The sequence below is a fragment of the Yeguia hominis genome (assembly GCF_014384705.1).
GTDB classification, from domain to species: domain Bacteria; phylum Bacillota; class Clostridia; order Oscillospirales; family Acutalibacteraceae; genus Yeguia; species Yeguia hominis.
The window spans coordinates 1-14,749 of sequence record NZ_JACRSN010000008.1 but is presented as its reverse complement, the minus strand read 5'-3'; the positions used below and the strand labels follow the sequence as shown (position 1 = coordinate 14,749).

Annotated in this window: 11 protein-coding genes and 2 other RNA genes; 8 read left to right on the top strand and 5 right to left on the bottom strand. The window is 49.3% G+C overall.

Annotation, left to right across the window (positions count from 1 at the left end):
• Positions 1 to 266 precede the first annotated feature (266 nt).
• The 7 genes from IAG03_RS06455 (at position 267) to ssrA (ending at position 5,850) form a co-directional block, all read left to right on the top strand.
• Positions 267 to 2,027 carry an Rqc2 family fibronectin-binding protein gene (locus IAG03_RS06455; RefSeq protein WP_249319233.1) on the top strand — a complete coding sequence of 587 codons (1,761 nt, stop codon included), beginning with the start codon at positions 267 to 269 and terminating at the stop codon, positions 2,025 to 2,027.
• A gap of 125 nt (positions 2,028 to 2,152) precedes the next feature.
• Positions 2,153 to 2,250: signal recognition particle sRNA small type (ffs, locus tag IAG03_RS06450), an RNA gene on the top strand.
• 53 nt (positions 2,251 to 2,303) lie between these two features.
• The gene (gene dnaX, locus IAG03_RS06445; RefSeq protein WP_249319231.1) at positions 2,304 to 3,971 is read left to right on the top strand and encodes a DNA polymerase III subunit gamma/tau; all 1,668 of its coding nucleotides are present in this window, start codon (positions 2,304 to 2,306) and stop codon (positions 3,969 to 3,971) included.
• A gap of 4 nt (positions 3,972 to 3,975) precedes the next feature.
• Positions 3,976 to 4,326, top strand: a complete 351-nt coding sequence (locus tag IAG03_RS06440; RefSeq protein ID WP_249319229.1) for a YbaB/EbfC family nucleoid-associated protein — start codon at positions 3,976 to 3,978, stop codon at positions 4,324 to 4,326.
• Positions 4,327 to 4,329: 3 nt separating this feature from the next.
• The gene (gene recR, locus IAG03_RS06435) at positions 4,330 to 4,932 is read left to right on the top strand and encodes a recombination mediator RecR (protein ID WP_249319227.1); all 603 of its coding nucleotides are present in this window, start codon (positions 4,330 to 4,332) and stop codon (positions 4,930 to 4,932) included.
• A gap of 91 nt (positions 4,933 to 5,023) precedes the next feature.
• Entirely contained in the window at positions 5,024 to 5,470 is a 447-nt protein-coding gene (gene smpB, locus IAG03_RS06430) for an SsrA-binding protein SmpB (RefSeq protein ID WP_283243051.1), read from the top strand.
• Between the two features lie 4 nt (positions 5,471 to 5,474).
• Positions 5,475 to 5,850, top strand: a transfer-messenger RNA (tmRNA) gene (ssrA, locus tag IAG03_RS06425).
• 63 nt (positions 5,851 to 5,913) lie between these two features.
• On the opposite strand, the gene IAG03_RS06420 is transcribed toward ssrA, so the two are convergent.
• From IAG03_RS06420 to IAG03_RS06400, 5 genes are all read right to left on the bottom strand, one after another.
• Complete coding sequence (locus IAG03_RS06420) at positions 5,914 to 6,240, bottom strand: tyrosine-type recombinase/integrase (protein ID WP_249319223.1); 327 nt, start codon at positions 6,238 to 6,240, stop codon at positions 5,914 to 5,916.
• A gap of 359 nt (positions 6,241 to 6,599) precedes the next feature.
• Positions 6,600 to 8,645 (bottom strand): beta-galactosidase, encoded by a 2,046-nt coding sequence (locus IAG03_RS06415; protein ID WP_249319221.1) that lies wholly within the window; start codon positions 8,643 to 8,645, stop codon positions 6,600 to 6,602.
• Positions 8,646 to 8,693: 48 nt separating this feature from the next.
• The gene (locus tag IAG03_RS06410; protein WP_249319219.1) at positions 8,694 to 9,578 is read right to left on the bottom strand and encodes a carbohydrate ABC transporter permease; all 885 of its coding nucleotides are present in this window, start codon (positions 9,576 to 9,578) and stop codon (positions 8,694 to 8,696) included.
• Positions 9,575 to 10,561, bottom strand: a complete 987-nt coding sequence (locus IAG03_RS06405; protein WP_249319217.1) for a carbohydrate ABC transporter permease — start codon at positions 10,559 to 10,561, stop codon at positions 9,575 to 9,577. The genes IAG03_RS06410 and IAG03_RS06405 overlap by 4 nt, the downstream gene beginning before the upstream one ends.
• A 94-nt stretch (positions 10,562 to 10,655) precedes the next feature.
• Entirely contained in the window at positions 10,656 to 12,086 is a 1,431-nt protein-coding gene (locus IAG03_RS06400; protein ID WP_249319215.1) for an extracellular solute-binding protein, read from the bottom strand.
• A gap of 1,730 nt (positions 12,087 to 13,816) precedes the next feature.
• On the opposite strand from IAG03_RS06400, the gene IAG03_RS06395 reads away from it, so the two are divergent.
• A partial coding sequence (locus tag IAG03_RS06395) for a hypothetical protein (RefSeq protein WP_249319213.1) occupies positions 13,817 to 14,749 on the top strand: 933 nt, incomplete at its 3' end.

Below are 14,749 nucleotides of genomic sequence, written 5' to 3'. Positions count from 1 at the left end.
TCCAACTGGCGATTTTTTGCGTGGTTCTGTGTGTGCGGCACGGCAGAAAATATGCAGAGAAGGGTTTCAAGCTGGCTTTTGTGCTTTTGATTCGAACAAAATCGTTTGGTGCGGGAAAAATCGAGGGCTGTTCCGCTTTTGCAGAACAGACGGTGCGTATACTGGCTAAAAACGAGATCCCTATTCATAGCAAGAAAGATATAAATATTGGATGTTCATAGAAGAAGCCGGGCAGCATGTGTGTTTCGGCTTACCTTGGAGGAGTTATGGCATTAGACGGAGCGTTTCTCCATCATTTAAAAAAAGAATTGGAAGAAACCGTGCTGGGCGCGCGGGTGGAAAAAGTGCAGCAGCCGAACCGGGAAGAACTGGTTTTGGTGATGCGCACTTTTCGCGACAGCTTGAAGCTGCTGCTTTCCACTCGGGCGAACAGTCCGCGGATCAATTTGATTGAGCAGGCGCCTGAAAACCCCAAACAGCCGCCGATGCTCTGTATGCTGCTGCGCAAACGGCTCGGCGGCGCCAAGCTGTGCGGCATTCGCCAGCCGGGACTCGAGCGGGTGCTGCTGCTCGATTTTGATGCGGTCAACGAGCTGGGAGACCGCGTGAAGCTGACCATGGCCGTAGAAATTATGGGCCGGTACAGCAATTTGATTTTAATCGGAGAGGACGGAAAAATTATCGATGCGCTCAAGCGGGTCGATGCGGAAATGTCCTCGGAGCGCCTGGTGTTTCCGGGGTTGCTTTACCGGTATCCGCCGGCACAGGAAAAGCTTTGTCTGCTGGAAACAGAGCCGGAAGCGATGGTCGAGCGGATGCGTGCACTTCCGCGGGATATGGCGGTTTCCAAAGCGGTGCTCTCGGTTGTGCAGGGCGTGTCTCCGGTGGTTTGCCGCGAGGCAGAGCAATTTGCAGGGCGCGGAAAATCTCTTACGGCACAGGAGATGACAGAAACAGAACAGGGGCGTCTGCTTTTCTTTTTGCGTCGGCTTGCGGAAACGGTGCGGGAAACAAAAGGCGTTCCGTATCTGATCGAAATTCCGGGTCAGAAACCGCTTGATTTTACATTTCTCAATGTAGAGCAATACGGCCTTTCGGCGGTCGTGAGCCGGCAACCCTCTTTTTCGGCGCTTTTGGAGCGCTTCTTTGGCGAACGCGACCGGATAGACCGGATGCGTGCGCGGTCGCAGGACCTTTTGCGGCTGCTGTCCAATACCTCCGACCGGATCAACCGGAAAATCCAGAATCAGCGGACAGAACTGGCGCAGTGCGCCAATCGGGAAGAATCCCGCGTTTTTGGAGAGCTTTTGACCGCAAATCAGCACCGGATTGAAAAAGGTGCGCAATTTGCCGAGGTGGAAAATTATTACGAAGAGGGTATGCCGATTTTGCGGATTCCGCTCAATCCGGCGTTGTCCGCTTCGCAGAACGCGCAAAAGTATTATAAGGATTACCGCAAGGCGCGCACAGCGGAAGAAAAGCTGACGGAACAGATCGCCCAGGCGGAACAGGAGCTGCGGTATATCGACACGGTTTTTGAAGAACTCAGCCGCGCGGCGACAGAGGAAGACTTGAATGAAATCCGAAACGAGCTGCGCGGGGAAGGATATCTGCGCACGCCGAAAGAGAAAAAACGAGGCGGCGAAAAGAAACCGGCAAAGGCAAAGCCGATCCAGTATGCTTCTTCGGATGGCTTCCCGATTCTGGTGGGACGGAACAACCGTGAAAATGATGAGCTGACTCTGCGCACTGCGCGCGGCTGTGATATATGGTTCCATACCAAAAATATTCCGGGATCGCATACCATTCTGGTTACCGGCGGAAAAACGCCTTCTGATGCAGCAATCCGCGAGGCGGCGCAAATTGCCGCGCAGCACAGCCGGGGGAAAGATTCTTCGCAGGTGCCTGTCGACTATACGCAGGTGCGGAATGTGTCGAAGCCTTCCGGTGCAAAGCCGGGTATGGTGATTTATGTCCATTATAAGACCCTTTATGTAACGCCGGAACGAAATCCGGACGGCGTGTAACGAAAACGGCAGGAATGGACTTCCTGTGAATTTTGGCTTGTTTTTTTTTCGGAAATCGTTTATAATAAAAAACGTTAGCAAGACAGACGTGCAAGGCACCGATGCGTGCCTTGGGATATGCGGGCGGGCAGGTCTGCACGGTAGAGCGCCGTGAACCATGTCAGGCGGGGAACCGAGCAGCATTAAGCGGAGTGCTTTTCGCGATGCAGGTCGCCTGTCCGCCCGTATATTCGAGGGTGCGCGTAGGCCTTGCTTTTTTATCGGGCGGTGGCGTAAGTGTATCAGGTTCTTTACAGAAAATGGAGACCGACCGTATTTGAGGATGTTGTCGGACAGCCGCAGGTAACAGTGACGCTCCGCAATGAACTCAAAGCCGGCCGGATTTCTCATGCCTATCTGTTCACCGGATCGCGGGGAACGGGCAAGACAACCTGCGCCAAAATTCTTTCCAAAGCAGTCAACTGCCTTTCTCCGCAGGATGGAGATCCGTGCGGCGCGTGTGAAATTTGCCGCGGAATTGACAGCGGATCCATTCTGGATATTGTCGAGATCGATGCCGCGAGCAACAACGGCGTGGATAATATCCGGATGCTGCGCGAAGAGGCGAATTTTACACCCGCAAATGCCAAATACCGGGTATATATCATTGACGAAGTGCATATGCTCTCGATCTCTGCATTCAATGCGCTTTTAAAGACGCTCGAAGAACCGCCTGCGCATGTGATCTTTATTTTGGCGACGACCGAGGTGCATAAACTTCCGGCAACCATTCTTTCGCGCTGTCAGCGGTTTGACTTTCGGCGGATTCCGCCCAAAGAGATTGCGGATCGTCTGACGTATATTGCTGAGCAGGAACACGTGAAACTGGAACTGCCGGCGGCGATGCTGATTGCGCGGCTCGCGGACGGCGCGCTGCGCGATGCGCTTTCCATTTTGGATCAGTGCATCGGTGTTTCGGATTGCGTGACCGAAGAGACCGTACGAAAAACGGTCGGGCTGGTTGGCCGGGATCACCTGTTTGCGCTGGCGGATAGTGTTTTCCGGAAGGATGCCTCTGCTGCAATGGAGGTCGTGGATCATTTGCACAATGCGTCCAAGGATATGGCGCGGCTGTGCGAAGAGCTCAGTGCGCATTTTCGGGCGCTGATGCTCATGAAAACGGTGAAAAAGCCGGGAGAAATTCTGACAGTCACCGAAGACGAACTGGAAAAACTGCGTGAGCAGGCGGCGCAGACGACGCTTGCTGGAATTTTGCATGCTCTGGACGTTTTGCAAGAGACCGTAGATCGGATGAACCGCGGCGGAAACAAGCGGGTAGAACTGGAAATGTCGCTCATTCGGCTGTGTGCGAAGGAACTCGACACCTCCAACGAGGCGCTGCTCCGGCGAATTGAAGCGTTGGAATGCGGAATACCGGTTGCCCCGCCGATTTCGAAAACAAAACCGCCGCAAGCGGAAAATCCGGCGCAAAATCCACTGCCGGAACCGGTGCAGCCTACACCGGGCGCGGAGCGCCTGCCGGTACGGGAAGAGCAGCCGTTTCCGATAGAGCCGCCGAAAAAGAGCCCGGCACGTCCGGCGCCTGCCAAAGTGCCCGGCGATTTGATTGCCAGCGCGGAACGGCTGGGACAATGGCCGGAAATTTTGCAGATTCTAAAGGGATATTCGCAATCGATTGCTTCTGCGTTTCATGGATCGTCCGCCTATATCAGCGGCGATTACGTCTTGATTGACGCACCGCAGTCCATTGCGTTTGAATTGCTTCGGAAGTCATCCCAGCGCGATAAAATGCGGGATGCAATCCGGCAGGTAACGGGCAGAGTGTATAAACTCGGACCGTATAAAAGAGAATCCAAAGAAAAAAATGAGGAAGACCCGCTCGACGAGTTGCTGAAGAAAGCGGAGGCAGTCGGCGTGGAGGTCATCAAGAAGCAGGAGGAATAGAATTATGAAAGCAAGATTACCGCAGGGATACGGCGGAGGCGGCGCCTCCAATCTGCAGCAGTTGGCGCGCCAGGCGCAGAAATTGCAGGAAAACATGGATGCTGCAAAAGAGGAGCTGGAGCAAAAGGAATATACTGCGGCTTCCGGCGGGAACGCAGTCCGCGTGACAGTAACCGGCAAGATGGAGGTAAAATCCATCGAAATCGAGCCGGAGGTTGTCGATCCGGAGGATGTTGAGATGCTCTCTGATCTGGTAACAGCGGCTGTGAACGAAGCGCTGCGTGCGGCGGCGGCTGACCGGGACGAGACGATGGGCAAGCTTTCGGGCGGTCTGAATATTCCTGGGATGTTCTAAGCGATGGGAGCTTATCATGTGGCGCCTCTGGAGCGTCTGATTGAACAGTTTGAACGGATGCCCGGCGTTGGACACAAAAGTGCGCAGCGCCTGGCATACTATATTCTGGGACTTTCCAAAGAGGAGACAGAAGCCTTTGCGCAGACGATCACGGAAGCACACGAAAAAATCCATTACTGTACGGTTTGCTGCAACCTGACCGATAAAGAGCTCTGTCCGGTATGCGGCAATCCTTCCCGCGACGCCGCTACGATTTGTGTGGTGGAGGATCCGCGCGATGTGTTTGCTTTGGAACGAACCAATGAATATCACGGAACCTATCATGTGCTGCACGGTGTGATTTCTCCCTTAAGCGGAGTCGGACCGGAGCAGCTTTGCGTGAATGAACTGCTCGCGCGCCTGAAAGACGATACGGTCAAGGAGATCATCATGGCGACCAACCCGACAGTTGAGGGGGAGGCTACCGCGATGTATCTTTCCCGCCTGATTAAGCCGATGGGCGTCAAGGTGACGCGCCTGGCGTACGGAATTCCGGTCGGCGGAGATCTGGAATATGCGGATGAAGTCACACTTTCCCGCGCGATGGAAGGCCGGCGCGAATTATAGGCTGCCCCTGGAATCTTGACGCCGTGCGTGGGGAATGCTATACTGAAACTATCATGCGGAAGGAGGCTTTTTTATTTTGGAAAAACAGGCTATGCGTACGATTGCGCAAAATAAGAAAGCCTACCACGACTATTTCGTAGAGGAAAGCATGGAGGCCGGAATCGAACTTTGCGGAACAGAGGTCAAATCGCTCCGCGCAGGAAAGGTGAACCTCAAGGATGCCTGGTGTTCGGTTGTGCAGGGAGAACTTTTGATCAACGGGATGCACATCAGCCCCTATGAGCACGGGAATGTGTTTAACCGGGATCCTATGCGGGTTCGGCGGCTGCTGATGCACCGGCGGGAAATTCTTCGGCTGTATGGCCTTGTCAAACAGGCCGGATATTCGCTGATTCCGCTTTCTCTGTATTTCAAGGGTTCGATGGTCAAGGTGCAGGTCGGCCTGTGCAAGGGCAAAAAGCTTTATGACAAGCGGCAGGATCTGGCGGCGCGGGCTGCGAAACGGGACATTGAGCGCGCCATGAAAAACAACCGATAAATAAGGGGATGTAATGGTTTCGACGGGGATTGTGAGCCTTGGTAAGCGAGCAGCGGTGCGGACCGCTTTAACACCCGCACGTTTAAAATTAAACGACAAAAATGTTTCTTACAACCAAAATTCTTATAGAATGGCGGTTGCAGCCTAACAATTAGACTGCCGTCTTTACCGGGAGTACCGCGGCTCGGATAAAGGCGTAGATTAGCGGTGAACGTGAACCGGGCGACGCCTTTGACCCGGTCATGACGTAAAGGCTGCCAATGCGCAGAGCCTGCCGATGGGCGCTGCGCGTGCGGGACAATATAAATCATCGGATACGCTCGTAGAAAGCCCTGGCAAGTGATTTTCGGACAGGGGTTCGACTCCCCTCATCTCCACCAAATAGCAAAAAGAGCCGGTTTTTACCGGCTTTTTTTCATGCTTACACGATTTTTACACGAATTTTATGGAATTGTGATTTTATCAAGTACGGCAACCGCATGTTCTTCTTCGCGCGGGTAAAGGTGGGAATAGGTGTTCCACGTTATTTTGATGTCGGAGTGGCCTGGTCGGCGCGCAATTTCCTGAATATTGATCCCTTCGTTTACAAGCAGGGAAACGTGCGAATGCCTGAAATCGTGGATGCGAATATGCGGAAGCCCTGCAGCCTGTGCAAACTGCGTATTTTTGTTTTCAATGATGGTATCGATTAAGCATTCAATCCCGCCGCACACACGATAATCATCTGTAAAATGCTTATCGGTTTGTTGCCGCTTCTTGTGTTCGGCCAAAACGGCCAGCAGCGGAGCCGGAATTTGTAAATCGCGGTAGGAAGAGGGGTTCTTCGGGGACGGTCTCGCTCCGATGAACGGAGGCTGACGCCTCCGCCCTTGACATACCCTCGAAGCGCTGTTATTTTATAGACAAGGCGGCAGCAGCTTGCGCCGCTCCCGCCTTAACATTATTTTGCTCTATTTTCACCACAATTCAGCGTTTACACAGAATTTGGGATTGACCCCCTGTTTTTCGCTCCGCTCTTTTTTCTTCCCTCGATAGAACCGAGGGCTTATTTCCATAACTATCTAAAGGCACCAAGCAGAAATAGGTAGTCCTCAAAGAAGACTGCCTATCTCTGCATAAATGATGCGTCTTATGCTTTTACTACCATTGTTTCATATTTTGCCAATTGCACTTCTCCCTGAAGCATTTCCCCGGTATATAGATTCTTCATTGGCTTCTTGAGCTGAATCTTCTGCTCTTCCTTACTGTAATTCAAGATGAACATATACTGTGCATCGCCCTTTGTACGTACTGACAGCTCACACGCCTTCGGCAGTTCCACTTGATCTGAATATGGTGAAAGGACCTTCAGCTTTCGGAAAAACATCTCGGCTGTTTCTTTGGTAAAGGCGCCTCCAAAATACAGCACGCGCCCGCTTCCGACTGCATGTGCTGTCAGCGCAGGGACGCCCTTGTAATAGCTGTTGGCATATGTTCCGAGTGTTTTTGTTCCTTCCAAAGGCACCAGCTCATCGTTGAACACTGCCGCTTCGATCCGGTCTTCGTCCCAATCCACATAGACCGGACTCTCCTCATTCGCTACCATTGTGAATTCTGCAACTTCTACACCTGCCAGCTTTGCAGCAGCTCCGGGAAGCGCGTCCTGAACCACTCGGCCATTCAAATTTTTAAGTCCTGCACGGCATCCAAACACAAGTGTCCCGCCCTGTTCAACATAGCTTTTTAGAATGGTCACTTGTTCGTCATCCAGAATTACAGCATGCGGATAGAACAAAACCTGATACTTTCTCAGTTCCTCCGCCGTAGTGTTCTCTCGCAAATACACATAAGCAATCGGCGTATGCGTCATTTGAGACGCCGTGTACAAGCCTATTTTGCTAGCATTCTCTACTGCTCCATGCCATACATCAAGCTCTGCATCAAATTTGTTGTCGTACGTCTCAAGAATACCGACCTTTGCCTCATATTGGGAACCGGCAACTTCTGAAATTTTCTTAATTTTCTTATGAATATCTGAAATTTCTCGGATTCGGCGATTGTCACGGCCGCTGTAATCCAGAATTCCGTGCCAATATATCTCCGTCCCCATCGTGCATGTTCTCCAGCGGAAGTAGCAGATAAAGTCTGCGCCATGTGCGATGCTCTGCATGGTCCACAGGGTGATCTGTCCCGGCCTTGGGGTTGGGGACTCCATCCCTGTATTCCAGCCATTCGCCCCTGACTGTTGTTCCATAATGCCATAGATTCCATGTAAAGAGCGGACTTCATCCAGATTCATACTCCACATACGGTCCTTGAGTTCGTTTATTTCCACAAAATGCGAATTTAAGCCGTAGGCCATATTCGGATAAGAATCATATGTTATAAAATCCAAACTCTCTTCCGTCATGCGATGATTGTCCAGGTCCCCAAACAATCCATTTGTCGTAATGAAATCGCCAGGTTTCAAATATTTGCGCAGGATGTCGCTCTGCAGCTTTGCCCAACGGCACGCACTATCCGAAACAAACCGTTTGTAATCAAGCACCTCGTGCGGGTTCGTGCTATTGCTCAGTGTAGTTCGCGGCAGATAAACCTCCCCCCATGCCGTATAAGTCTGATTCCAAAACGCAGTTCCCCATGCCGTATTAAGATTTTCAATTTTTCCGTATTTCTTCTTCAGAAATTCACGGAAGGCAAGGACATCGCTCTCCGAATAGAACTCATTGATCTCACAGTTAATCTCATTATCCAACTGCCAACCGATAATCGCAGGATGTCCCGCATAGTGTGCCCCCATTCGCTCCACAAGCTCTGTTGTGAATCGCTGATAGATAAGCGAATTATAATTATAATGCCTTCTCGCGCCATGCCGATACAGTACGCCATCCTGCCTTGCGTTCAAGACTTCCGGATATTTATCCGTCATCCATGCCGGTGGGGTTGCCGTGGGAGTGCAGAAAATAACCTTCATGCCTTTCGCCTGGCACAGCGTCAAGAACTCATCGAAGAAACCCCATGTATATTCTCCTTCTTTGGGTTCAAACTTGTTCCAGGAAAATTCTGCAACACGAATGACCTCGATCCCGATTTTTATCATGCGTTCCAAATCCTCCGCCCACATGATCTTGTCCCAATGCTCCGGATAATAATCCGTTCCCATCAGGATTCGATCGCCATTTAACAGATAACTCATCGGTTATTCCTCCTTTACGTTCTCTTTCTTCCTTATTCCGGCCTCCTGTTATTCTTTCACCGCACCCGCAGTCAATCCCGACATAAAATACTTGGATGCACACAAAAAGGCCACCAACAGCGGCAGCACGGCACACGTGCTTGCCAGCATCATCGCGCCATAGTCAGTCCCTCGATCGCTTACCATTGACCGCAGCATCAACGGTAAGGTCTGAAGCTTCGGGCTTTTTAGAATCATCAAGGGCTGCATAAAATCATTCCAAATATTTACAAAGTTCATGATCCCTAACGACGCATATGCAGGCAGAAGGATGGGTGCCACAATTCTAAAAAATACGGTCCATTCCGAGCATCCGTCTATCCTTGCTGCCTCAACCAGGGATGTCGGTACATTATTTTTACAATACTGGCGCATCCAATAAATTCCAAACGCATTGGCGCAATTTGGAATAATCAGTGCCCGCATAGTATCCACCCAGCGAAACCTGCTCATCATAATGTACCAGGGGATGATGCCTGCCGTAGGCGGGATCATCATGGTTCCAAGAAGAATTGCAAACAGCACGGACCGTCCAGGAAAGTTGTACACTGCAAATGCATATCCTGCAATGGAACAGAAAAACAGCACAAGCGCCACATATGAAAATGTTATGATGCAACTGTTTCTGAAGGCCAAAAGGAAATTCACAGTATCATTCATTTTTATAAAATTTGTTTTTAAATTACTGCCAAAAATTAAGAACGGAGGGAAGGAGAATATTTCCTGCGTCGTTCTCGTTGACATCACAAACATATCATAAAACGGAAAGAGCATAATGATTGCAACCATTACCAACACGGTATAAAGAACGATCATTTTCCCCTTAAGACCTAATTTTGCGATTACGATCAGTACCATCGTGATTGCAGCAATTATCAGGAGCAAGTTCATCATAATCGTTCTCCTTTCTTCGCCATCCGGTCTGCCTTGCGCATTTCTTTTCTCTGCTGTTGTACGGCCTTATCTGCAATCCGATCTGGATCTTTCTTGTCTTCGGTTCCCTTGGTCACGCAAACAGAGACGATGATAATCATAATTGTGATCAAATAAGCCACGGCAGATGCATAACCATAAAGATTTCCTCCCTGCGGAGCTTTTGACAGCAAATATGTCATCAATGTCAATCCGCCATTATTCACGCCGCCTTGCCAGTTCTGCCCGGTTAAAATAAATGGTTCTGTAAACAAATTAAACATCCCGATCGTAGATTGAATGATGGTAAAAATAATGATCGGTTTTAAAAGCGGAATGCAAATCCGAAATAAGACTTGTCTTTGATTCGCGCCATCAATTTCTGCAGCTTCATAGATGTCCTTGTTGATTCCCTGCATGCCAGCCAAATAAATCACCATATTCCATCCAATCCACTTCCACGCAAACATGACAATAACCGCCACTTTAATGAAAGATCCGTCTCCGCCCAACCAATTTATTTTTTCTCCTCCGATCAAGGTTACGAGCCAGTTAATGATGCCGTAGTTATTGCCAAACATTTGTTGGAATACAATCGATATTGCGACTGAACTTGTAACCATAGGCATAAAATAGATGGTTTTAAAAATATTCTCGCCTTTTACCAGCTTGGAATTTAAGATAAAAGCGAGTGTCAATCCGCCAAGCAGGATTGGAATATGTGCGATGATGCCGATCACTAGCGTGTTTTTCAGTGCTTTCCAGAACAAGACATCTTTAAATGTATTGATATAATTCTCTAATCCAATAAAATGCATGGAAGACAGTCCATCCCACCTAAAAAAGCTAAGATAGAAGCCGTATACAATTGGGAACAGCCCAAAAATTGCAAAAAGAATAAAAAAAGGTGCAATATATACATACGCCACCTTATATTCTTTCCAGATTTTTTTTATGCGCATCATTTCTTCCCCCTTAATTTAAAACGGAGGCCGGGCTGTATGCCCAGCCTCCAAGAGGACTACCGTTGCTTCTTCATAAAATAATCTGTAGGACGCTTTAATTCCCATCCCAGACGCCTGCATCCTTCAGCGTTTGAATCTGTTGTTCCTTCAACTCCTTCGTTGCAGTTTCAACGTTCTGTGCAAACAGGTCACGGATTTCTTCTGCACTCTTGCCTTCCTGAAGCCCCTGATTTACAGAAGTGAATATCTGCCCCTCCGCAGTAACATCCATCTGCGTGGTATATACCGGCTCAAGATTTTCTGCAAGAGATGCCCAAAGTTCACGTGTTTTCTGTCCTCCAAAATAAGGATCTTCATAGGCATATAATGGATCGTCATATGCAGGAAGATATGCTGGGAAGTAATCCACTGCTTCAAACATTGCGTTCTGTCCCTGTACCGTTGCAAGCATATAAGACACGAATGCCCAGGCCGCCTCCTTATTCTGGCTCTGCTCTGGGATTACTAGGAACGATCCGCCCCAGTTCTTTCCGATGGTTCCTGCCGGAAGATTTGCAACACCCCAGTGTCCAGCGCCATCCGGATCGATGTCCTTCTTCAGAAATCCGCCGAACCAGCATCCGACCGGTACACAGGCAATCGCGCCATCCGCATAGGCTGCATAAGCTTCTGTGGACCACATATCCACATTCATGTCGAGGCCTTTTTCGCGCATTTTGATAATCGTGTTTAGACACGCAATGTCGCCCGCCCTCTCGATCTGAAGCTCCAGCTTTTCATTATAATAATCTCTGTTCTGGAATAAGAGCTGGTACAGATACGATCCATCTGCGATAAACCAATTGTTGGCTCCAAGCGCATGCACTGCCTCTGCTGCCTCCAGCACGCCGTCCCATGTGCTCAGCAGCTTATCCACCTCACTTGGCTCTGTCGGAAGTCCTGCCTGTTCAAAAATATCCGTCCGGTAGAAAAGCGTCGTCGGACCAACATCCCACGGGAGCAATCTCATGGCTTTCCCATCATCCGAAATGCACTGATCCCACTTGAAGGCTACAAAATCATCGGCTAGCGATTGCGCGCCATATGGATTGAGATCTGAAAGCGCTGCAGAATTCCGATACTGCGCAACATATGCACCCTCCACCATTGGTACATCCTGTGCGCCTGAGCCCGCCGCAAGTGATGTCTGCAGATTCTGATGATGGGCAGCCGTATCTGTAAACTGAAGTTCAACCTTAATGTTCGGATATTTTTCATTAAAGCCTGCCATAGCAGCTTCGAATGCATCATCACCAGACGGCCAGCCGCCGACAACGATATTCGCAGAAAGGCTGGAATCGATTTCTACAAGTCCAGATGATTCCTGCATAGAACTTTCTGCTCCTGAACTGCTGCTCTCAGACGAACTGCTGCTCTCAGCCATAGAAGAAGTGTTCATGATTCCAGAGTCTCCACTACAGCCTGCAAACAAAGACAGTACCATTAGGAATGCCGTTACCAAAGCCCATACTCGTTTCGGTTTCATCTTTTTCCTCCTTTACTATTGGTTGAGGTGCCGATTGCAAAACGCAAAATGTTGCAATCAGGCGGTTTTCTGTCAATAAAACAATCTGACATTCCTCCATTTTCACGGTATAATTGTGGCGGAAAATCCAAAAAACTACCGAAAGAGAGGAAGTTGTCATGCAAAATAAATATACTCAGGCATCGCTGTTTGACGATTACGAAAGCGTGGCAGCGAACCTTGAAGAAAACAAGTCCCGCCAATTCCGTCAGTTTGATATGCAGATTCAATGGGAACATCTGTCTTCGCCGGACTTTTATTGTACCTTTTACAACAGAACAAGACGCCCCGTAAATATGAGCAGGATGCCTTTCTGAAGGCGCTTATTTTTTACAGCATACTCTTGCTATACAGAGGGCAGACAGCTGCCTTTTGACCCTGCGGCATAGTGATAAGATACAATAAGTTCTGTGGCTTCAAAAAGGTTTCGGATGCCGCCAAGCTCAATCGGCCTTTCGCTACTTCAACATTTCGAAGTCCGTATTGAAGTTGAAAATGTTTGTCAGCTTCATGCAGTAAATAATGGTCTACTTTTCGCTGTTGTGACGTCGCCACTCAATTCGGTACATTTCTGCGGTTCTTAGCAATTTCTAAAATTTGCTATTTTTTCAATCAATAACCTCGCCGTTGTTTCGCGCGCTTGAAACGACGAATACAGACGCCTTTGCCTCTTTTGCAACTTCTTTCCTAGTCATCTTCGAGTTCAACAATTCTTCTATATGTTTTGTTGTACATGGATTCCCATGCTGTTTTTTTACCACCTCCCGATTTTTGCCGACAACTGGCAGGTCACCTGTCCGTGTATGGCTTTTGTCAAGTCCTTCTTCTGATTTTTCACGGGCAAAAAGAACAATTTTTGCCCTCCGATTTTATATCATAACAATAACAAATATATCACAAAATTTCAATAGAAATTTGAAAAAATATGTATTATTTTAATTTACTCTAAAAAAGAAAAAATTCCAAACGAAAGCGCGACAGCGTTTTGCTATAAAACAAATGCCACAAAAGGAACTTATCCATGAATATGGTGCACGAGAGGCGCGGAAAATCGTTTCATACGCAATGCGACATGGAAAAGTATGGTAAGCAGGCGGTAGGGGGGACCTGTTCAGCGTAAAACGATTGTGTGCGCAGGAGGACGGGAATGTCTGGAGGTTGTTGCTCGAAAGATTCTGCCGCCCGCACAGCACAGGGCATACGGCGAAAGAGGAACGGCAGAATAAAACGCATTCAAGAAGCATGACGCCCACTATGGAAGGGATGGTGTTTTTCGCGATCTGTAACGAAAGGAATACGAACGCAGCGATTTGAGGATGACGGATGCCGTCAAAAGACTGGGCAGACAGAGCGTAAAGACATTAAAAAAGCCGTCAAGGAAGAATGACCACAGATATCCGGAGCTCCTTGTGCCGGGAGAAAAGGTGAAGATCGATACAAAAGAAGAGCCATACAACGGTCTGTGCGGCGAAGCACTGCGGAATAACAGGTATTTCTGCCAGTAGACTGCCATCGATGAATGCATCAGGCTGCGGTTCGTATACGCCTTGGAGGAGAATACGCCGGAGGATACCAGTTTCTCAATGCGGTTAAAGTCAAGATGTGCCAGACAGATAATGGAACAGGTGACGCCGGACACGAGCGTTCCGCCGGCAGAAAACACGGCCTTTACAAATCCCGGAAACGGGAATATGATAGAGACAGAAGGGCGCGCTGCGGCCGGTCCGAAGGAGCGGACGGTCGGGGACGTTACATACCGGTATACGGAAACGGCGCCGGAAGCATATACGCCGCGGTCGCAGGAGATCAAGTCGGGCTTTGACGAGTTGGGGATTGCAAGCACGATCACGGACGGCGCGGCAGAGAGCGAGCGGAACGGACGCGTTGTGACGCAGAGAGGACAGGCCTCGACGCTGAAGGACGGCAGCATCCTTGTCCGGAACGACGCAGACAGCACGCTTTCGACCGGTCAGATTGTCGGGCATGAAATGTACCATGTCGGCAAAGAGCGCCACGCAGCAGAGTCCCAGGCGTTCTATGACAGCATTGCGGAGAGCGGAAACATCAATTTTCAGAGTGAAGCGTTTCAGGATATTTATGCTAGAATTGTAAAGTTTTATTTTAAAGATAATTTTGACTTTGCTACTGATTACGCGAAATTCTATGAAGAGTTTGCCGGCTATGTCAGCGGAAATCTTAAAGAAAACGGCGGCACCTTAGACGAAAGTTTTGCGGCCATGTTTTTTGAGCCCGACGCCATTAACAATTCGTGGAACACGTTACATAATTTATTTTTAGAAGATGGAAAGGCGGCGCACTTAAATGGCGGAGAAAACCAACAGGCCCTTGTCAGAGGAAATACGGCAGAAGATAGACCGGGAGATTCGGGCGTATTACGGGGCAACCAACGAACCGGAATTGACGCCGGAGGAAGAGAAGCGCCTCAAAACATCTTGTCTGGAATTCGCGAAGTTTATGGAGCAGAAGCAGAAGGAGAAGCGCAAAGCTACGGAGAAATAGGCAATTTTGCCGTCCAGGACGGGCAAACCGGCGGCGTTTCGGCACAGCGGGGAAACAACCCCTATGGAACAGAAACCGGCGCAGAAGGGCGCACAGGGGCATTT